Genomic DNA, 19,399 nt, shown 5'->3' on the forward strand with positions numbered 1-19,399 from the left:
CCCTAGCGTCGGGGCATGGCAACGGGAGGAGCCCCCTGGCCGGGGGCGGTGCTCGGGCCGGCGCTGCTGATCGGCGTCCTGGTCACCGGGTGCGCGGGGGCGGAAAAGGCGGACGGGGCCGCGGGCCCCTCGACGGCCGCGCGCGGCGGCGGCTCGCCGTCGCCGTCGGCCACCCCGCCCGAGGAACTGTGCGCGAAGCTCGTCTCGCACTGGTCGCTGGAGGTGCTGGACGGCGACACCTATGGGGACTATCAGTCCATGGGACTGTCGAACGGGCAGTACGACATCCTGCGGGAGGTCGTCGACGAGGCGCGGGCCGAGAAGAAGCGCGCGGGCGCCACGGCGGCCCGGCGGCTGATCGAGCGGCGGGCCCGCGCGGGCTGCGAGGAGTGGTACCGCTCGGGCGGCCCGGGCGAGGGGCCCTGGAGTTGAGCGGGGTCGGCCCCGTGGAGCCGGGCGAGGGCACGCGCGCGTGGGACGCGGCGGACGATCCGGCGGACGCGCACGGCCCGCCCCCACCGGAGTCGCCGCGCGCACGGTACGCCCAGGCGTACGCCCGGCACCGCCGGGCCGTGCTCGCGGGCGCGGCGGCGGTCGTCGTGCTCGCGGGCGGCGGCTACCTCTACGCGACCCGGCCCACCCAGGCCCCGACGCCGGAGCCGACACCGCGGGAGACGCCGTACCCCTCCCAGGCCATCGTCGTCAGCTACGTCGGCCCGGTGACGCACTCCGGCCGGGCGCCGCGCGGACGCTTCGATTTCGAGGTGCGGCTGAGCGTGCGGTACGGCCCCCCGATCACCGTGGAACGGATGACCCAGCCCTACGCGGGCCTGTCGCTGCGCACGGACCCGCGCACTCCGCTCCGGATCGGGACGAAAGACGCCCGAAAGATCCTCGTCACCATGCGCGTCACCGAATGCGGGAAAGCACCGGAGAACGCCGGACTTCCATTCCTGGATGTAACTCTGCGTAATACGCGCGCAATAGAAGCGCACAGTTTCATCTTGGGCGAGCGCTACGCACAGGACCTCTCCGACGCCCTTCGAGTCGCCTGTGGCAACGATTCCGCGTCATCACCAAAAAGCTGAACACTCCTGAACCTACCCGCGTCGACCCTGCACGTTCTCACTATGCGGACAGGGCGAATCGGCCTGAATTCCGCGCAACCGCCCACTGAGTACCGCTCTGCATTACCTCGTGTCATAACAAGAGCGTCACAGCCTTGGTCAGACTCTCCTCCACGTTGTCCACACACGCTTAGAGTCACGGCCAGTCACCGCGCCAACGGAATCGAAGTCACGTCTTCGGCCCAGCGCTCGACTCGGCCACTTCCAACAGGAAGGGCCGTGCCAGGGAAAGGACTGATCGTGCGTCAACGTTCGCTCATCGCCATCACCGCCGCGCTGGCGGCGGGAGCACTCACTCTCACCGCCTGTGGTTCGCGCGACGAGGACAAGGGCGGCTCGGACACCGGCAGTGGCACCACTGTCGTCATCGGCGTCGACGCCCCGCTGACCGGTGACCTCTCGGCGCTGGGCCTCGGCATCAAGAACTCCGCCGACCTCGCCGCCAAGACCGCCAACAAGGACAAGTACGTCGAGGGCATAACCTTCAAGATCGAAGCCCTCGACGACCAGGCGCAGCCCTCCTCGGGCCAGCAGAACGCCACCACGTTCGTCGCCAACAAGGACGTCCTCGGCGTCGTCGGCCCGCTGAACTCCTCGGTCGCCGAGTCCATGCAGAAGGTCTTCGACGACGCCAAGCTCGTCGAGGTCTCCCCGGCCAACACCGGCCCGACCCTGACCCAGGGCGCCGACTGGCAGACCAAGAAGGTCCGCCCGTACAAGTCGTACTTCCGCACCGCGACCACGGACGCCATCCAGGGCCCGTTCGCCGCGCAGTACCTGTACAACAAGGCCAAGAAGACCAAGGTCTTCGTCATCGACGACAAGAAGACCTACGGCGCCGGCCTGGCCGCCACCTTCACCGACGAGTTCAAGAAGCTCGGCGGCAAGGTCGTCGGCACCGAGCACATCGACCCCGAGACCAAGGACTTCTCCACGGTCGCCACCAAGGTCAAGAACTCCGGCGCCGACGTCGTCTACTACGGCGGCGAGTACCCGCAGTCCGGCCCGCTGACCAAGCAGATCAAGGCCGCAGGCGCCAAGATCCCGGTCGCCGGCGGCGACGGCATGTACGACCCGACCTACATCGAGCTCGGCGGCAGCGCCAGCACCGGCGACTTCGCCACCTCCGTCGGCGCCCCCGTCGAGGAACTCCCCTCCGCCAAGACCTTCATCGAGGACTACAAGGCCGGCGGCTACAAGGAGCCCTACGCGGCCTACGGCGGCTACTCCTACGACTCCGCCTGGGCGATCATCGAAGCCGTGAAGAAGGTCGTCGAGGACAACGACGGCAAGCTTCCCAGCGACGCCCGCGCCAAGATCACCGAGGCCATGCAGAACATCTCCTTCGACGGCGTGACCGGCAAGGTCTCCTTCGACGAGTACGGCGACACGACCAACAAGCAGCTCACCGTCTACAAGGTCGAGGGCGGCGAGTGGAAGGCGGTCGACTCCGGTACCTACACCGGCTGACCCAACCCGCACACACCTGAGCCGCGCGGGGCGCTGCACCACAGCGCCCCGCGCGGACTCACATCCGGTCACATTCGTCGAACATCCGAAAGTCTCGGAGGACATGCGGTGAACGAACTGCCGCAGCAGCTGGTCAACGGCCTGCTACTAGGATCCATGTACGGGCTGGTCGCCATCGGCTACACGATGGTCTATGGCATCGTCCAGCTCATCAACTTCGCCCACGGTGAGATATTCATGCTGGGCGGCTTCGGCGCCATCACGGTCTATCTCTACGTACTGCCCGACGGCACGAGCATGTGGGTCGCACTCCCGCTGATGCTCGTCGGAGGCATCATCGTCGCCGTGCTCGCCGCCGTGGGAGCGGAACGCCTGGCCTACCGGCCCCTGCGCACCGCCCCCCGCCTCGCCCCCCTCATCACCGCCATCGGCCTCTCCCTGGCCCTCCAGCAGGCCGTGTGGGCGTGGTACCCGGACGCCAAGGAGTCCATCAACTTCCCGCACATCGACGGCGGGCCCTTCGAGATCGGCAACGTCACCATCCAGACCGGTGACATCTTCCTGCTCGTCGCCGCCCCGATCAGCATGGCGATCCTCGCCTACTTCGTCATGAAGACCCGCACCGGCCGCGGCATGCAGGCCACCGCGCAGGACCCCGACACCGCCAAGCTCATGGGCATCAACACCGACCGCATCATCGTGGTCGCCTTCGCCCTCGGCGCCGCGTTCGCCGCCGTCGGAGCCGTCGCCTACGGCCTCAAGTACGGCCAGGTCCAGTTCCGCATGGGCTTCATCCTCGGCCTCAAGGCCTTCACCGCGGCCGTCCTCGGCGGCATCGGCAACATCTACGGCGCCATGCTCGGCGGCGTCGTCCTCGGCCTCGCCGAAGCCCTCTCCACCGCCTACATCGCCGACATCCCCGGCATGGAGCAGTTCGGCAGCCAGTCCTGGGCCAACGTCTGGGCGTTCGTACTCCTCATCCTCGTCCTCCTGTTCAGGCCCCAGGGCCTGCTCGGAGAGCGCGTGGCGGACAGGGCGTGACACCGATGACCACCAACACCACCGCGGCCACCGCAGCCGCCGCCAAGCACGACACCACCCCCCGGGGCCTCGTCGGCATCCCCGAGAACATCGGCCGCGCCCTCGCCACCGGCGGCGGCGTCCTCGCCGTGATCTCCACCTTCCTCGCCTGGACCTGGACCTCCGCCTTCCCCGGCGACCTCACCTTCTACGGCTACCCCGGCGGCCTCCAGGTCCTCGTCCTCATCGGCGGCGCCCTCACGGCTCTCTTCGGCCTCGCCTCCTACGGCATCAAGGGCCTGCGCTGGCTCGTCCCCGCCGGCGCCGACAGCTCCATCAAGCTCGCCGCGCTCGGCACCTTCGTCACCGCCTGGTACACGATCCTCGCGATCAGCATCCAGCTCGGCGGCCTCGTCAACCTCGAACCCGGCGGCTACGTCGCGGCCCTCGCCACCCTCGCCGCCCTCCTCGGCGCCCTCGCCCTGCCGTTCGAACGACCGGCACCCGAGACCGCCGACCCCGAGGACACCGCCTGGGAACAGTTCCTGCTCGGCGCACGCAACGCCCGCGCCGTCATGAAGGCCTGCTTCGCCACCGGCACCGCCGCACCCGCCCGCAAGCTCCCCGCCTACGCCGAGATCCTGATCATCGTCGCGGCCATGGCACTGGGCCTGCTCGTCTTCACCTACGGCATCGGCACCGAGTACGACGAACTCTTCGTCGGCTTCCTCATCACCGCCGGCTTCGCCATCGGCGCCCTCTCCAAGGCCGGCCTCGTCGCCCGGGTCTCCGCCGTCACCGCCAAGCACCGCACGGTCACCATGATCGGCGCGTTCACCGCGGCCGCCGCGTTCCCCTTCACCCAGTCCGACGACCAGTACGCGACCATCGGCGTCTACATCCTGATCTTCGCCACCGTCGCCCTCGGCCTCAACATCGTCGTCGGCCTCGCCGGCCTCCTCGACCTCGGATACGTCGCCTTCCTCGGCGTCGGCGCCTACACCGCGGCCATGGTCTCCGGCTCCCCCTCCTCCCCCTTCGACATCCACCTGCCGTTCTGGGCCAGCGCCATCCTCGGCGCCGTCGTCGCCATGATCTTCGGCGTCATCATCGGCGCCCCGACCCTGCGACTGCGCGGCGACTACCTCGCCATCGTCACCCTCGGCTTCGGTGAGATCTTCCGCCTCGCCGTCCTCAACATGGACGGCACCTCCGGCCCCGACATCACCAACGGCTCCAACGGCATCTCCTCGATCCCGAACCTCAACATCCTCGGCTTCGACTTCGGCCAGGAACACACCATCGCCGGGTTCACCATCGCCCGGTTCGCCAACTACTTCTTCCTCATGCTGCTCATCACGCTCGTCGTGGTCGTCGTCTTCCGACGCAGCAGCGACTCCCGCATCGGCCGCGCCTGGATCGCCATCCGCGAGGACGAAACCGCGGCACTCGCCATGGGCATCAACGGCTTCCGCGTCAAGCTCATCGCCTTCGCCCTCGGCGCCGCACTCGCCGGCCTCGCCGGCACCGTCCAGGCCCACGTCACCTACACCGTGACCCCCGAGCAGTACCAGTTCGCCCACGTCGTCCCGCCCAACTCCGCGTTCCTCCTCGCCGCAGTCGTCCTCGGCGGCATGGGCACCATCAGCGGACCCCTCGTCGGCGCCGCACTGCTCTACCTCATCCCGGCCAAGCTCCAGTTCCTCGGCGACTACCAGCTCTTCGCCTTCGGACTCGCACTCGTCCTGCTCATGCGGTTCCGCCCCGAGGGCCTCATCCCCAACCGGCGCCGCCAGCTCGAATTCCACGAAGAGGCCGAAGCACCCACAGTCCTCAGCAAGGCAGGGGCCTGACCCATGACCACCGACACCACCACCAAGGACGCCACACCCGGCGCCAACGCCCCCGGCGAGACCGTCCTCGACGCACGCGGCGTCACCATGCGCTTCGGCGGCCTCACCGCCGTACGCAACGTCAACCTCACCGTCAACAGCGGCGAGATCGTCGGACTCATCGGCCCCAACGGCGCCGGCAAGACGACCTTCTTCAACTGCCTCACCGGCCTCTACATCCCCACCGAGGGAGAGGTCCGCTACAAAGGCCAGGTCCTGCCGCCCAAGTCCTTCAAGGTCACCGCGGCCGGCATCGCCCGCACCTTCCAGAACATCCGCCTCTTCGCCAACATGACGGTCCTGGAGAACGTCCTCGTCGGACGCCACACCCGCACCAAGGAAGGCCTCTGGTCCGCCCTCCTGCGCGGCCCCGGCTTCCACAAGGCCGAAGCCGCCTCCCGCGACCGCGCCATGGAACTCCTCGCGTTCGTCGGACTCGACGCCAAGGCCGAACACCTCGCCCGCAACCTCCCCTACGGCGAACAGCGCAAGCTGGAGATCGCCCGGGCACTCGCGAGCGAACCCGGCCTGCTCCTCCTCGACGAGCCCACCGCCGGCATGAACCCCCAGGAGACGCGAGCCACCGAAGAACTGGTCTTCGCCATCCGCGACCAGGGCATCGCCGTCCTCGTCATCGAGCACGACATGCGGTTCATCTTCAACCTCTGCGACCGCGTCGCCGTCCTCGTCCAAGGCGAAAAACTCGTCGAAGGCGACAGCGCCACCGTGCAGGGCGACGAACGCGTCGTCGCCGCCTACCTCGGCGAACCCTTCGAGGACGCACCCGGCAAGGACGAGATCGCCGAGGTCGAAGCCGCCGAAGCACACGCCGAGGCCTCGAACGACGCCGCGCCCGGCAAGGAGAACGACCGATGACCGCACTGCTCGAAGTAGAGGACCTCCGGGTCGCCTACGGCAAGATCGAAGCCGTCAAGGGCATCTCCTTCAAGGTCGACGCCGGCGAGGTCGTCACCCTCATCGGCACCAACGGCGCCGGCAAGACCACCACCCTGCGCACCCTCTCGGGCCTCCTCAAGCCCGTCGGCGGCCAGGTCAAGTTCAACGGCAAGTCACTCAAGAAGATCCCCGCGCACGACATCGTCGCGCTCGGCCTCGCCCACTCCCCCGAGGGGCGGCACATCTTCCCGCGCATGACCATCGAGGACAACCTCCGCCTCGGTGCCTTCCTGCGCAACGACAAGCCCGGCATCGAGAAGGACATCCAGCGCGCCTACGACCTCTTCCCCATCCTGGGCGAACGCCGTAAGCAAGCCGCGGGAACCCTCTCCGGTGGTGAGCAGCAGATGCTGGCCATGGGCCGCGCGCTCATGTCCCAGCCCAAGCTGCTCATGCTCGACGAGCCCTCCATGGGCCTCTCCCCCATCATGATGCAGAAGATCATGGCCACCATCGCCGAACTGAAGTCCCAGGGCACCACCATCCTGCTCGTCGAGCAGAACGCCCAAGCGGCGCTCTCCCTCGCCGACCAGGGCCACGTCATGGAGATCGGCAAGATCGTCCTCTCCGGCACGGGCTCCGACCTGCTGGTCGACGAGTCGGTCCGCAAGGCCTACCTCGGCGAGGACTAGCCTCCGGCCTCCGGCCCGTACACGACGAGGCCCGCACCCCCTTTCAGGTAGGGGGTGCGGGCCTCGTCCTCGTTCTTGGTGAGGGCGGGCGAGATCAGCCCTTCGCCGCCTTCTTCTCCTCCGCGTCCCGGATGACCGCCTCCGCCACCTGCTGCATCGACATCCGACGATCCATCGACGTCTTCTGGATCCACCGGAACGCCGCCGGCTCCGTCAACCCGTACTCCGTCTGCAGGATCGCCTTCGCCCGGTCCACCAGCTTCCGCGTCTCCAGCCGCAGCGTGAGGTCGGCGACCTCCTTCTCCAGCTCCTTCAACTCCGTGAACCGCGAGACAGCCATCTCGATCGCCGGCACGACATCACTCTTGCTGAACGGCTTCACCAAGTACGCCATCGCACCCGCGTCCCGGGCGCGCTCCACCAGGTCCCGCTGCGAGAACGCGGTCAGCATCAGCACCGGCGCGATGCGCTCCTCGGCGATCTTCTCCGCCGCCGAGATCCCGTCCATCTTCGGCATCTTCACATCCAGGATCACCAGATCCGGCTGGTGCTCCCGGGCCAGCTCGACGGCCTGCTCCCCGTCACCGGCCTCGCCCACGACGGAGTAGCCCTCCTCTTCGAGCATCTCCTTGAGATCGAGACGGATCAACGCCTCGTCCTCGGCGATGACGACACGGGTCGTCAGCGGAGGCACGTGCGACTTGTCGTCGTCGGGCGCGTCGAGGGGCTGGGGCGACTCGGGGGCGGTCACGTGGGCTCCTTGTTCGGGGCAGGGGTACTGCTGAGGAGCAGGGTACCTAGCTGCGAGTGGCTCCGGTGAACCGGTACACTTCCCGCAGCTACATGGCTTGCCCGGTTGGAGGAACTGGTCAGACTCGCGGTGCTCAAACCACCGTGCCTTAGGGCATGTGGGTTCGAATCCCACACCGGGCACTTCAGAAGCGGATGTTCACATTCTCGTGAACATCCGCTTTTTGCTGCGCACTGTCGCGATCAGTCACCGAGAGTGGCCGCATGTACGACATCAGCACACGCGAGCGAGCACTCGCGTTGGTTGCTCAGGGCCGCAGCCTCAACTCCGTGAGCCGAGAGACTGGCGTCTCGCGATCGGCGATCCGGTGTTGGCTGACTCGGATCGAACCCCTTGCACGCACGCCTCCCTGCATCCGGTGCCGGGACACACCAGGAACACCGGAAGACTCCGCGGCCTACGCCTACCTGCTCGGCCTCTATCTGGGCGACGGCTACATCATCTCCAAACCGCGGCAGCACTACCTGATGGTCACGTGTACGGCATCCTGGCCCGGTCTGATCGATGCAGCCGAGGACGCCATGCGCCGGGTTTTACCCTGGCCCAGGTCAGCCGAATCCAGCGAGCGGGCTGCGTCGACGTGAAGTCCTTCACCAAGCACTGGACTTGCCTCTTCCCTCAGCACGGCACTGGCAAGAAGCACGAGCGCACCATCGCCCTCGCCCCCTGGCAGCAGGCCATCGTCGACGCCCACCCCTGGGAGTTCGTCCGAGGTCTGATCCACTCCGACGGCTGTCGCCTGACCAACTGGACGACCCGCCTCGTCGCCGGTGAGCGCAAGCGCTACGAGTACCCGCGGTACTTCTTCACCAACAAGTCCGATGACATCCGGCAGCTCTACACCGACACCCTCGACACGCTGGGCGTCGAGTGGACGCACTGCACCCGCGACGGCAACCCGTACAACATCTCCGTCGCCAAGAAGGCCTCCGTCGCCCTCATGGACACCCACGTCGGCCCCAAGTACTGACGCCCTAGGCGGGGCCGGCCGCCTCGCCGATGTGGTGGACGCGGACCATGTTCGTCGTGCCCGCGACGCCCGGTGGGGAGCCCGCCGTGATCACCACCACGTCGCCCTTCTCGCAGCGGCCGTACCGCAGCAGCAGCTCGTCCACCTGGTCGACCATCGCGTCCGTACTGTCCGCGTGCGGGCCGAGGAACGTCTCCACGCCCCACGTCAGGCTCAGCTGCGAGCGCGTCGCCGGGTCCGGGGTGAAGGCCAGCAGGGGGATCGGGGAGCGGTAGCGGGAGAGGCGCCGCGCCGTGTCGCCGGACTGGCTGAAGGCGACCAGGAACTTCGCGTCGAGGAAGTCGCCGATCTCGGCCGCCGCTCGGGCGACCGCGCCGCCCTGGGTGCGGGGTTTGTTGTGCTCGGTGAGGGGTGGGAGACCCTTCGCCAGCATCTCCTCCTCCGCCGCCGTCACGATGCGGCCCATCGTGCGGACCGTCTCCACCGCGTACTTGCCGACGCTCGTCTCGCCGGAGAGCATCACCGCGTCCGTGCCGTCGAGTACCGCGTTGGCGACGTCGCTGACCTCGGCGCGGGTCGGGCGGGAGTGGTGGATCATCGAGTCGAGCATCTGGGTGGCGACGATGACCGGCTTGGCGTTGCGCTTGGCGAGTTTGATCGTGCGTTTCTGGACCAGTGGGACCTGCTCCAGGGGCATTTCCACGCCCAGGTCGCCGCGCGCGACCATGACCCCGTCGAAGGCCGCGACGATCTCGTCGATGTTGTCGACCGCCTGCGGTTTCTCGATCTTGGCGATGACGGGGAGTCGGCGGCCTTCCTCGTCCATGATCTGGTGGACGCGTTCGATGTCCCGGCCGGAGCGGACGAAGGACAGAGCGATGACGTCGAAGCCCGTGCGCAGGGCCCAGCGGAGGTCTTCCTCGTCCTTCGTGGAGAGGGCGGGGACCGAGACGGCGACGCCGGGCAGGTTGAGGCCCTTGTGGTCGGAGATCATTCCGCCTTCGACGACCTTGGTGTGGACGTGGGGGCCGTCGACGGCCGTGACTTCCAGGGTGACTTTGCCGTCGTCGACGAGGATCTGTTCGCCGGGGGTGACGTCGGCGGCGAGGCCGGCGTAGGTCGTGCCGCAGCCCTCGCTGTCGCCGGTCGCGCCCTCTTCGACGGTGAGGGTGAAGGTGTCGTCGCGTTCGAGGAGTACGGGGCCTTCGGTGAAGCGGCCGAGGCGGATCTTGGGGCCTTGGAGGTCGGCGAGGGTGCCGACGCTGCGGCCGGTCTCGTCGGCGGCCTTGCGGACGCACTGGTAGCGCGCGTCGTGTTCGGCGTGGCCGCCGTGGCTGAGGTTGAAGCGGGCGATGTCCATGCCGGCCTCGACCAGTGCCTTGATCTGGTCGTACGAGTCGGTGGCGGGCCCGAGGGTGCAGACGATCTTTGCTCGGCGCATGGTGCGAGCCTATGGCTTACCCGCCGGTAGCGACTTGGCGGAGCGTGACTACTCAACGGCCTTCTGGTGAAGGGTAATTGACAAGCAGTCACCTGTTTGGGGAGGGCCTGTCACAGGCGTGGCGGGTGCATCGTGAAGCGGGCGTTGACCTGTGCGTGGACGCGTTGGCGTTGGGGTTCGAGGTCGAGGGGTGCGGCGTCGGTGTCGTCTGCGCCCTTGGCGCGGGCGGAGCGCATGAGGCCGCCGGGGGCGCCCGGGCGGAGGGGTTGGGGGGCTTCGGCGCCGATGTCGGCGAGTTCGACGAGGGCGGCGAGGGTGGTGCCGAGGGCTTCGGCGTATTCGCGGGCGCGCTGGACGGCTTCGGTGACGGCTTTCTGCCTGGCTTTCCGGTGGGCGGGTGAGTCGGGGCGGAGGGACCACCAGGGGCCGTCGACGCGGGTGAGGTCGAGGTCGGCGAGGCGGGTGGTGAGTTCGCCGAGTGCGGTGAAGTCGGTGAGTTCGGCGGTGATGTGGACGCGGCCGTGGTAGGCCTGGATGCGTTCTCCTCGGCCCTTCTCCTTGAGTTCGGGGGTGATGGAGAAGGCGCCGGTCTCCAGTCGTTCGACTGCTTCGCCGTAGGTCTTGACCAGGTCGAGGACGGTGGTGTTGCGGCGGGTGAGGTCGTCGAGGGCGGCGCGCCGGTCCTTGCCGCGGGCGAGGACGGTGACTCCGATGCGGGCTATCTCGGGGTCGACGTCGAGGCGGGCTTCGCCGCGTACGGCGATGCGGGGCGCGTCGGGGGTGCCGTAGGGGACGGCGGTGGGCTGGGCTTCCTCTGGACTGGTGGTCATACGCCCCACTCTGTCACTGATGGCCTGGTGGCGGGTGTTGTCGGTCACCAGATCGCAACCTGGGGGGTCTGTTGCGGTGGGGGCGGGTCGGGTCAGAATCTACGCGCGTTGTGGCGTCGGCCGTCGGCCGTGTCTACGCGCGTTGCGATCGTCCGTTCCTCCGAGGAGTGCCCCGAGATGCCCTTGAACCGCCGGAAGTTCCTGAAGAAGTCGGCCGTGACCGGTGCGGGTGTGGCCGTCGCCGGTACGGCGCTCGCTCCGAGCGCTCAGGCGGCCGAGGTGAAGCCCGAGGGGAAGCGGGCCCCGAAGCGGTACAGCTTCACCGTGATGGGGACGACCGACCTGCACGGGAACGTCTTCAACTGGGACTACTTCACGGACAAGGAGTTCGACGACAAGGCGCACAACGACGTCGGTCTGGCGAAGATCTCCACGCTGGTGAACCGGATCCGCAAGGAGAAGGGGCGCCGGAACACGCTGCTCATCGACGCCGGTGACACCATTCAGGGCACGCAGCTGTCGTACTACTACGCGAAGGTGGACCCGATCACCGCCAAGGGTGGTCCGGTGCATCCGATGGCGCAGGCCATGAACGCGATCGACTACGACGCGGCGGCACTGGGCAACCACGAGTTCAACTACGGCATCCCGGTGCTGCGGAAGTTCCAGGAGCAGTGTCGTTTCCCGTTGCTGGGGGCGAACGCGCTGGACGCGAAGACGCTGCGGCCGGCTTTCCCGCCGTACAGCATGCACCGGTTGCGTACGCCGCACGGACGTGATGTGAAGGTGGCGGTGCTGGGGCTGACGAACCCGGGGATCGCGATCTGGGACAAGGCGAACGTGCAGGGGAAGATGACGTTCCCGGGGCTGGAGGAGCAGGCGGCGAAGTGGGTGCCGAAGCTGCGGTCGATGGGGGCGGACGTCGTCATCGTGTCGGCGCACAGCGGTTCGTCGGGGACGTCGTCGTACGGTGACCAGTTGCCGTACATCGAGAACGCCGCCGGGCTGGTCGCCGAGCAGGTGCCGGGGATCGACGCGATTCTCGTCGGGCACGCGCACACGGAGATTCCGGAGTACTTCGTCACCAACAAGGAGACGGGTAAGCAGGTCGTGCTGTCGGAGCCGTTGAAGTGGGGGCAGCGGCTGACGCTGTTCGACTTCGAGCTGGTGTGGAGCAAGGGCTGCTGGAAGGTCGAGAAGGTCGCGGCGCAGGTGCTCAACTCCAACACGGTGGAGGAGGACCCGGTGATCGTGAAGATGCTGGGTGACGAGCACGAGAAGGTCGTGGCGTACGTCAATCAGGTCATCGGTACGAATGCCGCCGAGATGACGTCGGTGGAGGCGCCGTACAAGGATGTGGCGATCATCGATCTGATCAACCACATCCAGGCCGACACGGTGAAGCAGGCGCTGTCCGCGACGGAGTACGGGTCGTTGCCGGTGCTGTCGCAGGCGGCCGCGTTCTCGCGGAGCGCGGTGATTCCGGCGGGGGACGTCACCATTCGGGACGTCGCAGGTCTGTACGTCTTCGAGAACACGCTGGAGGCGCGTCTGATGACGGGTGCGCAGATGAAGGCGTACCTGGAGTACTCGGCGAACTACTTCGTGCAGACGGCGGCGGACGCAGTGGTCGACCCGGCGAAGCTGACGAACGCGAACGGGACGCCGGACTACAACTACGACGCGGTGAGCGGGCTGTCGTACGAGATCGACATCGCGAAGCCGGCGGGGTCGCGCATCACGAACGTGCGGTTCGAGGGTGCTCCGCTGGCGGACGAGCAGAAGTTCGTGTTCGCGGTGAACAACTACCGGGCCAACGGTGGTGGCAACTTCCCGCATGTGGCCGCGGCGCAGTTGCTGTGGTCGAACTCGGACGAGATCCGTAACACGATGATCGCGTGGGTGAAGGCGAAGGGGTCGATCGACCCGGCCGATTTCGCTTCGGTGGACTGGAAGCTGACGCGGAACGGTACGCCGGTCTTCTAGACGTTCTAGACGGTACGCCGGTCTTCCAGGGGGAGGCGGCCGTGGCGGTTGCTGCGGCCGCCTCCCCCTTTCTTCTTTTGCCTGTCGGCTACCGCACGTCGACCAGGGGGGTGAGGGGGACGGCGGAGTCGGGCCTGCGGGCGGGTGGGATCTGCGGGTGGGGTTCGAGGCCGAAGGTGGTGAAGGCGGTGCGGCGGGGCAGGGGGTAGGGCTCCTTGTCGGTGAGGGTGTTGAGGATGGTGGCGCTGCGCCAGGCGGCGAGGCCGAGGTCGGGGGCGCCGACGCCGTGGGTGTGGAGTTCGGCGTTCTGGACGTAGACGTGGCAGCCGGCGGCGGTGACGGACGGGTCGAGGATCATGCGGAAGTTCTCGTCGACGCGGGGTCGCTCGCGGTTGTCGCGCCGCATGTACGGGTCGAGGCCGGCGAGGACGCGGTCCAGGGGGCGTTCGCGGTAGCCGGTGGCGAGGACGACGGCGTCGGTGGTGAGGCGGGAGCGGGTGCCCTGCTCGACGTGTTCGAGGTGGAGTTCGACGCGGGTGGTGGCGAGTCGGCCGGCGGTGCGGACGTGGACGCCGGGGGTGAGGACGGCGTCGGGCCAGCCGCCGTCGAGGGTGCGGCGGTAGAGCTCGTCGTGGATGGCGGCGATGGTGTCGGCGCCGATGCCTTTGTGGAGCTGCCATTGGGCGGCGACGAGCCGGTCGCGGGTGGGTTCGGCGAGGGCGTGGAAGTAGCGGGTGTAGTCGGGGGTGAAGTGTTCCAGGCCCAGCTTGGAGTACTCCATGGGGGCGAACGCCTCGGTCCGGCCGAGCCAGTGCAGTCCTTCCCGGCCTGCGGGGCGGTGGCGGAGCAGGTCGAGGAAGACTTCGGCGCCGGACTGTCCGGCGCCGATGACGGTGACGTGTGGGGCGGTCAGGAGGCGGTCGCGTTCGCCGAGGTAGTCCGCGGCGTGGACGACGGGCACGCCGGCTGCTTCGACGAGTGGCTTGAGGGGTTCGGGGACGTACGGTTCGGTGCCGACGCCGAGCACGATGTTGCGGGCGTGGGTGCGGCCGAGGGCCTCGACCTCGCCGTCGGCATCGAGTCGGCTGAAGTCGACCTCGAAGAGGTCCCGTTCGGGGTTCCAGCGGACCGAGTCGACCTGGTGGCCGAACCGGAGTCCCGGCAGGTTCTCGGCGACCCAGCGGCAGTAGGCGTCGTACTCGGCGCGTTGGATGTGGAAGCGCTCGGCGAAGTAGAACGGGAAGAGCCGGTCGCGGGTCCTGAGGTAGTTCAGGAACGACCAGGGGCTCACGGGGTCGGCGAGGGTCACCAGGTCGGCCAGGAAAGGCACTTGGACGGTGGCGCCGTCGATGAGCAGGCCGGGGTGCCAGTCGAAGCCGGGGCGCTGTTCGTAGAAGACGGCGTCGAGTTCGGCGAGGGGGTGGGCGAGGGCGGCGAGGGAGAGGTTGGCGGGTCCGATGCCGACGCCGACGAGGTCGCGGGGGGCTTCGGGGTCGGGCTGGTCGTGTGCGGGGGTGGTGCTCATGTGGGGGTGTGTCCTTCGGCGAGGCGTGCGAGGTCTACGAGCTTCAGCAGGGCGGTGAGTTCGTCCGGCCGGGCATGGGGGTTGAGCAGGGTGGCCTTGAGCCAGAGCCGGTCGTCGAGCTCGGCGCGGCCTATGACGGCCCGGCCGTCGTGGAGGAGCCGGCGGCGAACGGCTGCCACGGTCGTGTCGGGGGCTCCGGCGGGCCGGAAGAGGACCGTGCTGATGGTGGGCCGGTCGTGGAGCTCGAAGCCGGGGTGTGCCTCGACGGTGTCGGCGAAGTCCTGGGCGAGGGCGCAGACCTGGTCGACGAGTCGGCCGAGTCCGGTGCGGCCCAGGGTCTTGAGGGTGACGGCGGTCTTGAGGATGTCGGGCCGTCGGCTGGTGCGCAGTGACCGGCCGAGGAGGTCGGGCAGGCCGGCCTCGGTGTCGTCGTCGGCGTTGAGGTAGTCGGCGCGCTGGTGCAGGGCGGCGAGGTCGGCCGTGTCGCGTACGGCGAGGAGTCCGGCGGCTACCGGCTGCCAGCCCAGTTTGTGCAGGTCCAGGGTGACGGTGTGGGCGTGGGCGAGGCCGTCGAGTCGGGGCCGGTGGCGGTCGCTGAACAGGAGGCCTCCGCCGTAGGCGGCGTCGATGTGGAGCCGGGCGCCGTGGGTGTGGCACAGGTCGGCGATGGCGGGCAGGGGGTCGATGAGTCCGGCGTCGGTGGTGCCGGCGGTGGCGGCGACGAGGAGGGGGCCGGGGAGGTGGGTGAGGGCGTCGTCCAGGGCGGCGGGGTCGAGGGTGCCGGCCGGGGTCGGGATGACGACGGGTTCGGGCAGGCCGAGGAGCCAGGCGGCGCGGGGCAGGGAGTGGTGGGCGTTGGCCCCGTGGACGAGTCGTACGCCGGGGTGTGTCTCCCGGGCCAGGAGCAGGGCGAGTTGGTTGGATTCGGTGCCGCCGGTGGTGACGAGCGCGTCGGCGGCGCCGGCCTCTTCGGCGAGGGCCCGGGTCACGAGGGCTTCGAGGGTGGAGGCGGCCGGGGCCTGGTCCCAGGAGTCGAGGGACGGGTTCAGCACGGAGACGGCGAGGTCCGCGGCGGCGGCGACGGCCAGGGGCGGGGTGTGCAGGTGAGCCGCGCAGAGGGGGTCGGCGGGGTCGGCGGTGCCGGCGGCGAGGGCGCGGACCAGGCGGTGCAGGGCGTCGGGGTCGCCGTCGGCGGGCAGCGGCTCTCCGAGGGCGTCCCGCACCATCGCCGCGACGGCCTCCGGGCCACCGGCGGGGAGGGGGCCGCCCCGTGTCCCGGCCCCTTCCCGCAGCGCGTCGAGCACGGTGTCGAGCAACGGCCGGAGCGCGCCGGGACCTTGGGGTCCCGAGGCGAGGGGCGGGGCGGTCATGGGTTCCTCCGAGCACGGGGAATCCCATCTTGTACGCCAATCGGGTGCCGAGCCCGAAAAAGCAGCTAATTACAACCAAAAGAGGGTAGTGCAGCGCGCCCGAAAGGGGCGCGGGGAACTGCGCGACCAGCCACGAACGGCCCGCAGGCCCGCAGACGCCCCACGCCCCTACGGCGTGTCCCGGTCTACACCTCCCGAACCCGCAACGCCCTGGCGAGATCATCCAGTTGATCCACCAGCTTCCGCCGAAGCGCCGGGATCACCTCGCCGTCCTCAAGACACCGCTCCCCCAGCCCCAGTGTCTGCGGATCCACGGCGTACACGGGGAACGCCCACCGTCCGGCGGCTTCCGCGATCGCCGGTCCGCGCCGAGCGGCGAGCGACACCGCGTCGGCCCAGTAGCGTTCGACGTACTCCGTGAGGAGTTCCGCCTGTTCGGGCTGCCAGAAGCCCTGGGCGGTGGCGGTGAACAGGTAGTTGGAGAGGTCGTCGGTGGTGAACATCGCCTCCCAGGCGGCCTGCTTGGCCTCGGCGTCGGGCAGGGCGGCGCGGCAGCGGGCGGAGCCTTCGCGGCCGCTGGCGCTGGGGTCCCGCTCCAGTTCCTCGTCGATCGTGGCGGTGTCGACCGCGCCGAGGACGGCGAGCCGGCCGAGGACGCGCCAGCGCAGTTCGGGGTCGAGTTCGGGTCCGCCGGGGACCGTGCCGTCGGCGAGCCAGGCGGCGATGGTCTCGGGGTGGGCGGCGACGTCGATGAAGTGGCGTACGGCGGTGAGGCGCAGGCCGGGGTTGTCGCCGTCCTCGGTGCGGCGGATGAGGTCGCGGCAGAGGGAGCCGAGGGTGGCGAGGCCGGCGGCGCGCTGTTCGGGGGCGAGGTAGCGGCCTGTGACCTGGGTGCCGGCGAAGCCGAGGACGCCTTGGACGATGGCGAGGTCGGTCTCGCGCGGGAGGTGGGTGCGGGCGGCCTCCAGGTAGGCGGTGGGCGGGAGTTCGGCGTCGCGTACGGCGTCGCGCAGGGCGTTCCAGACGACGGCGCGGGTGAGCGGGTCGGGCAGGCCGCAGAGGTGGCCGGTGACGGCGGTGAAGGATTCGGGGTCGAAGCGGACCTTGGCGTAGGTGAGGTCGCCGTCGTTGAGGAGGAGCAGTGCGGGCCGCTTCCCGATGGGTTGGGCGGCGGTCTGGGGGAGGTCGAGTTCGACGCGGTCGCGGAGGGTGAGGTGGCCCTGGTCGTCGCCGTGGTCCCGGTCGTAGAGGCCGACGGCGATGCGGTGGGGGCGGCCGCCGGTGTGGGCGACGGTGAGGGTGTAGGTGCCGTCGGCGGTGCGGGTGACCTCGGGGGTGAGGGTGTCGACGCCGGTGGTGCGGAGCCAGGCGTCGGCCCAGGCGTGGACGTCGCGTTCGGTGGCGCCGGCGAGGTTGTCGATGAAGTCGGCGAGGGTGGCGTTGCCGAAGCGGTGGCGGGTGAAGTGGGCGTTGATGCCGGCGAGGAAGTCCTTCTCGCCGAGCCAGACGACGAGTTGGCGCAGGGCGGAGGCGCCCTTGGCGTAGGAGATGCCGTCGAAGTTGAGGAGGGCGGCGGCGGTGTCGTCGACGTTCTCGGGGGCGACGGGGTGGGTGGAGGGGCGCTGGTCGGCGTCGTAGCCCCAGGCCTTGCGGGCGACGCCGAAGTCGACCCAGGTGTCGGTGAAGCGGGACGCTTCGGTGAGGGTCTGGTAGCCCATGTACTCGGCGAAGGACTCGTTGAGCCAGATGTCGTCCCACCACTTGAGGGTGACGAGGTCGCCGAACCACATGTGGGCCATCTCGTGGGCGATGACCATGGCGCGGGTCTGGCGTTCGGTGTCGGTGACGGCGGAGCGGTAGACGAACTCGTCGCGGAAGGTGACGAGGCCGGGGTTCTCCATGGCGCCGGCGTTGAACTCGGGGACGAAGGCCTGGTCGTAGGAGTCGAAGGGGTACGGCTCCTCGAACTTCTCGTGGTAGCGGTCGAAGAGGGCGCGGGTGACGTCGAGGATCTCGTCGGCGTCGGTGTCGAGGTGGGGGGCGAGGGAGCGGCGGCAGTGGATGCCGAAGGGCAGGCCGCGGTGTTCGGTGCGGACGGAGTGCCAGGGGCCGGCGGCGACGGCGACGAGGTAGGTGGAGATCAGCGGGGTGGTGGCGGCCCGCCAGGTGCCGTCGTCCTGTCGTTCGGTGATGCCGTTGGCGAGGACGGTCCAGCCTTCGGGGGCGGTGACGGTGAGGTCGAAGGCGGCCTTGAGGTCGGGTTGGTCGAAGGCGGCGAAGACGCGTTGGACGTCGTCCATGAAGAGCTGGGTGTAGAGGTAGGTCTCGCCGTCGGTGGGGTCGGTGAAGCGGTGCATGCCCTCGCCGGTGCGGGAGTAGCGCATGGCGGTGTCGACGCGCAGTTCGTGGTCGCCCGGGGTGAGGCCCTTGAGGGGCAGGCGGTTGCCGTCGAGGGTGGCCGGGTCGAGTGGTTCGCCGTCGAGGGTGACGGAGCGCAGTTCGGCGGGCTTGAGCTCGACGAAGGTGTCCGCGGCCTTCTTCTTCCCCCGCACGGTGAAGTGGATGGCGGTACGGGAGTCGAAGGTCTCGTCGCCGCGCGTGAGGTCGAGTGCGATCTCGTAGCGGTGGACGTCGAGGAGCCGAGCACGGGCATGCGCTTCGTCGCGCGTCAGTACGGACATGAGGGACATGCTGCCTGATGCCCTTGACGCAGGACAGGGGCGGGCCTGGTACGCGACCTATGTCCGGTCGTACGCGCCGTGCGCCCGGCCGTATGCGGCCTATGCCCGGTCCTTCGCGCCGTCGTGCTGCGCGGGGACGCGCCCCTTGTCGCGGTGGCCGCCGTCGCCGTGGCGTCGGGGTTCGTCGTGGTTCTTGAGGCGTGCGCGCAGGTCGCGGACCTCGCGTTCCAGGGCGTGGGAGCGTTCGTGGGCGTCGTAGAGGTAGCGGACCTTGGTGCGCAGGGCCCAGGGGTCGATGGGTTTCATGACGAGGTCGGCGACGCCGAGGCGGTAGGCGGTGGCGGTGAGTTCGGCGTCGGGGCCGAAGCCGGTGAGGAGGATGACGGGGATGTGCTGGGTCTGTTCGACGCCGCGCATGTAGCGGACGACGTCGAGGCCGCTGACGCCGGGCATGCGGACGTCGAGGAGGAGCAGGCCGACCTGGCCGCGGAGGACTTCCTTGAGCGCCGCGTCGCCGCTGGTGGCGCGCGTCAGCAGGTAGCCCAGGGGGGCCAGGGCGCTCTCCAGGGCGTACAGCGTGTCCTCATGGTCGTCGACGATGAGGATCTTGGCTTCCGACGGCATGGCTTCTCACGGTGTGTGGTCGATTCCTGACAAGCAGTGCTCACGCAGGATGCCCTTTGGCGG

General features: G+C 69.1%; 15 protein-coding genes, 1 tRNA gene and 1 pseudogene. 10 read left to right on the forward strand and 7 right to left on the reverse strand.

The genetic code is table 11. From position 1 onward, the window contains the following. Nucleotides 1-15 precede the first annotated feature (15 nt). The 7 genes from L3078_RS11810 to L3078_RS11840 all read left to right on the forward strand — a co-directional run bounded on the left by L3078_RS11810 (nt 16) and on the right by L3078_RS11840 (nt 7,098). The gene (locus L3078_RS11810; RefSeq protein WP_239753395.1) at nt 16-432 is read left to right on the forward strand and encodes a hypothetical protein; all 417 of its coding nucleotides are present in this window, start codon (nt 16-18) and stop codon (nt 430-432) included. Continuing rightward, nucleotides 429-1,088: a Tat pathway signal sequence domain protein gene (locus L3078_RS11815; RefSeq protein ID WP_239753396.1), complete on the forward strand. Its 660-nt coding sequence runs from the start codon at nt 429-431 to the stop codon at nt 1,086-1,088. Before L3078_RS11810 ends, L3078_RS11815 begins: the two co-directional genes overlap by 4 nt. A gap of 279 nt (nt 1,089-1,367) precedes the next feature. Continuing rightward, a complete protein-coding gene (locus tag L3078_RS11820) occupies nt 1,368-2,597 on the forward strand; it encodes a branched-chain amino acid ABC transporter substrate-binding protein (protein WP_239753397.1) in 1,230 nt (409 codons plus the stop codon). A gap of 108 nt (nt 2,598-2,705) precedes the next feature. Next, nucleotides 2,706-3,638, forward strand: coding sequence for a branched-chain amino acid ABC transporter permease (locus L3078_RS11825; RefSeq protein ID WP_086801603.1), 933 nt, complete (start codon nt 2,706-2,708; stop codon nt 3,636-3,638). 5 nt (nt 3,639-3,643) lie between these two features. Beyond that, a complete protein-coding gene (locus tag L3078_RS11830; RefSeq protein WP_239753398.1) occupies nt 3,644-5,470 on the forward strand; it encodes a branched-chain amino acid ABC transporter permease in 1,827 nt (608 codons plus the stop codon). A gap of 3 nt (nt 5,471-5,473) precedes the next feature. Beyond that, entirely contained in the window at nt 5,474-6,385 is a 912-nt protein-coding gene (locus L3078_RS11835) for an ABC transporter ATP-binding protein (protein ID WP_239753399.1), read from the forward strand. Further along, nucleotides 6,382-7,098 (forward strand): ABC transporter ATP-binding protein, encoded by a 717-nt coding sequence (locus tag L3078_RS11840; RefSeq protein WP_239753400.1) that lies wholly within the window; start codon nt 6,382-6,384, stop codon nt 7,096-7,098. Before L3078_RS11835 ends, L3078_RS11840 begins: the two co-directional genes overlap by 4 nt. 94 nt (nt 7,099-7,192) lie before the next feature. Here L3078_RS11840 and L3078_RS11845 read toward each other — a convergent pair whose 3' ends face one another. After that, a complete protein-coding gene (locus tag L3078_RS11845; protein ID WP_239753401.1) occupies nt 7,193-7,849 on the reverse strand; it encodes an ANTAR domain-containing response regulator in 657 nt (218 codons plus the stop codon). A 99-nt stretch (nt 7,850-7,948) separates the two neighbouring features. Between L3078_RS11845 and L3078_RS11850 the strand changes: the two genes are divergently transcribed. Next, nucleotides 7,949-8,031 (forward strand) — tRNA-Leu (locus L3078_RS11850). Nucleotides 8,032-8,112: 81 nt separating this feature from the next. Beyond that, nucleotides 8,113-8,879, forward strand: a pseudogene (locus L3078_RS11855) (transcriptional regulator). Nucleotides 8,880-8,883: 4 nt separating this feature from the next. Here L3078_RS11855 and pyk read toward each other — a convergent pair. Together pyk and L3078_RS11865 are read right to left on the reverse strand one after the other, a co-directional pair. Then, a complete protein-coding gene (gene pyk, locus L3078_RS11860; protein ID WP_239753402.1) occupies nt 8,884-10,320 on the reverse strand; it encodes a pyruvate kinase in 1,437 nt (478 codons plus the stop codon). A 110-nt stretch (nt 10,321-10,430) separates the two neighbouring features. Continuing rightward, the gene (locus L3078_RS11865; RefSeq protein WP_239753403.1) at nt 10,431-11,150 is read right to left on the reverse strand and encodes an SIMPL domain-containing protein; all 720 of its coding nucleotides are present in this window, start codon (nt 11,148-11,150) and stop codon (nt 10,431-10,433) included. Between the two features lie 177 nt (nt 11,151-11,327). Between L3078_RS11865 and L3078_RS11870 the strand changes: the two genes are divergently transcribed. Beyond that, on the forward strand, nt 11,328-13,136 hold the full coding sequence (locus L3078_RS11870; RefSeq protein ID WP_239753404.1) for a 5'-nucleotidase C-terminal domain-containing protein: 1,809 nt from the start codon (nt 11,328-11,330) through the stop codon (nt 13,134-13,136). Nucleotides 13,137-13,224: 88 nt separating this feature from the next. Here the strand turns inward: L3078_RS11870 and L3078_RS11875 are convergent, their stop codons facing one another. The 4 genes from L3078_RS11875 to L3078_RS11890 all read right to left on the reverse strand — a co-directional run bounded on the left by L3078_RS11875 (nt 13,225) and on the right by L3078_RS11890 (nt 19,336). Further along, nucleotides 13,225-14,661, reverse strand: a complete 1,437-nt coding sequence (locus tag L3078_RS11875; RefSeq protein ID WP_239753405.1) for a lysine N(6)-hydroxylase/L-ornithine N(5)-oxygenase family protein — start codon at nt 14,659-14,661, stop codon at nt 13,225-13,227. After that, on the reverse strand, nt 14,658-16,031 hold the full coding sequence (locus L3078_RS11880; protein ID WP_239753406.1) for a pyridoxal phosphate-dependent decarboxylase family protein: 1,374 nt from the start codon (nt 16,029-16,031) through the stop codon (nt 14,658-14,660). The genes L3078_RS11875 and L3078_RS11880 overlap by 4 nt, the downstream gene beginning before the upstream one ends. Nucleotides 16,032-16,216: 185 nt before the next feature. Beyond that, the gene (gene pepN / locus L3078_RS11885) at nt 16,217-18,721 is read right to left on the reverse strand and encodes an aminopeptidase N (protein WP_239753407.1); all 2,505 of its coding nucleotides are present in this window, start codon (nt 18,719-18,721) and stop codon (nt 16,217-16,219) included. A gap of 90 nt (nt 18,722-18,811) precedes the next feature. After that, a complete protein-coding gene (locus L3078_RS11890; protein ID WP_239753408.1) occupies nt 18,812-19,336 on the reverse strand; it encodes a response regulator in 525 nt (174 codons plus the stop codon). Nucleotides 19,337-19,399: the final 63 nt, after the last annotated feature.

Origin of the sequence: Streptomyces deccanensis (genome assembly GCF_022385335.1) — a bacterium.
In the GTDB taxonomy this organism is placed as follows: domain Bacteria; phylum Actinomycetota; class Actinomycetes; order Streptomycetales; family Streptomycetaceae; genus Streptomyces; species Streptomyces deccanensis.

Coding starts and splice junctions, on each gene's coding strand:
- L3078_RS11890 (WP_239753408.1), bottom strand. CDS start 19,336: ATGCCGTCGGAAGCCAAGATCCTCATCGTCGACGACCATGAGGACACG.
- L3078_RS11865 (WP_239753403.1), bottom strand. CDS start 11,150: ATGACCACCAGTCCAGAGGAAGCCCAGCCCACCGCCGTCCCCTACGGC.
- L3078_RS11830 (WP_239753398.1), top strand. CDS start 3,644: ATGACCACCAACACCACCGCGGCCACCGCAGCCGCCGCCAAGCACGAC.
- L3078_RS11835 (WP_239753399.1), top strand. CDS start 5,474: ATGACCACCGACACCACCACCAAGGACGCCACACCCGGCGCCAACGCC.
- L3078_RS11840 (WP_239753400.1), top strand. CDS start 6,382: ATGACCGCACTGCTCGAAGTAGAGGACCTCCGGGTCGCCTACGGCAAG.
- L3078_RS11810 (WP_239753395.1), top strand. CDS start 16: ATGGCAACGGGAGGAGCCCCCTGGCCGGGGGCGGTGCTCGGGCCGGCG.
- pepN (WP_239753407.1), bottom strand. CDS start 18,721: ATGTCCCTCATGTCCGTACTGACGCGCGACGAAGCGCATGCCCGTGCT.
- pyk (WP_239753402.1), bottom strand. CDS start 10,320: ATGCGCCGAGCAAAGATCGTCTGCACCCTCGGGCCCGCCACCGACTCG.
- L3078_RS11870 (WP_239753404.1), top strand. CDS start 11,328: ATGCCCTTGAACCGCCGGAAGTTCCTGAAGAAGTCGGCCGTGACCGGT.
- L3078_RS11880 (WP_239753406.1), bottom strand. CDS start 16,031: ATGACCGCCCCGCCCCTCGCCTCGGGACCCCAAGGTCCCGGCGCGCTC.
- L3078_RS11875 (WP_239753405.1), bottom strand. CDS start 14,661: ATGAGCACCACCCCCGCACACGACCAGCCCGACCCCGAAGCCCCCCGC.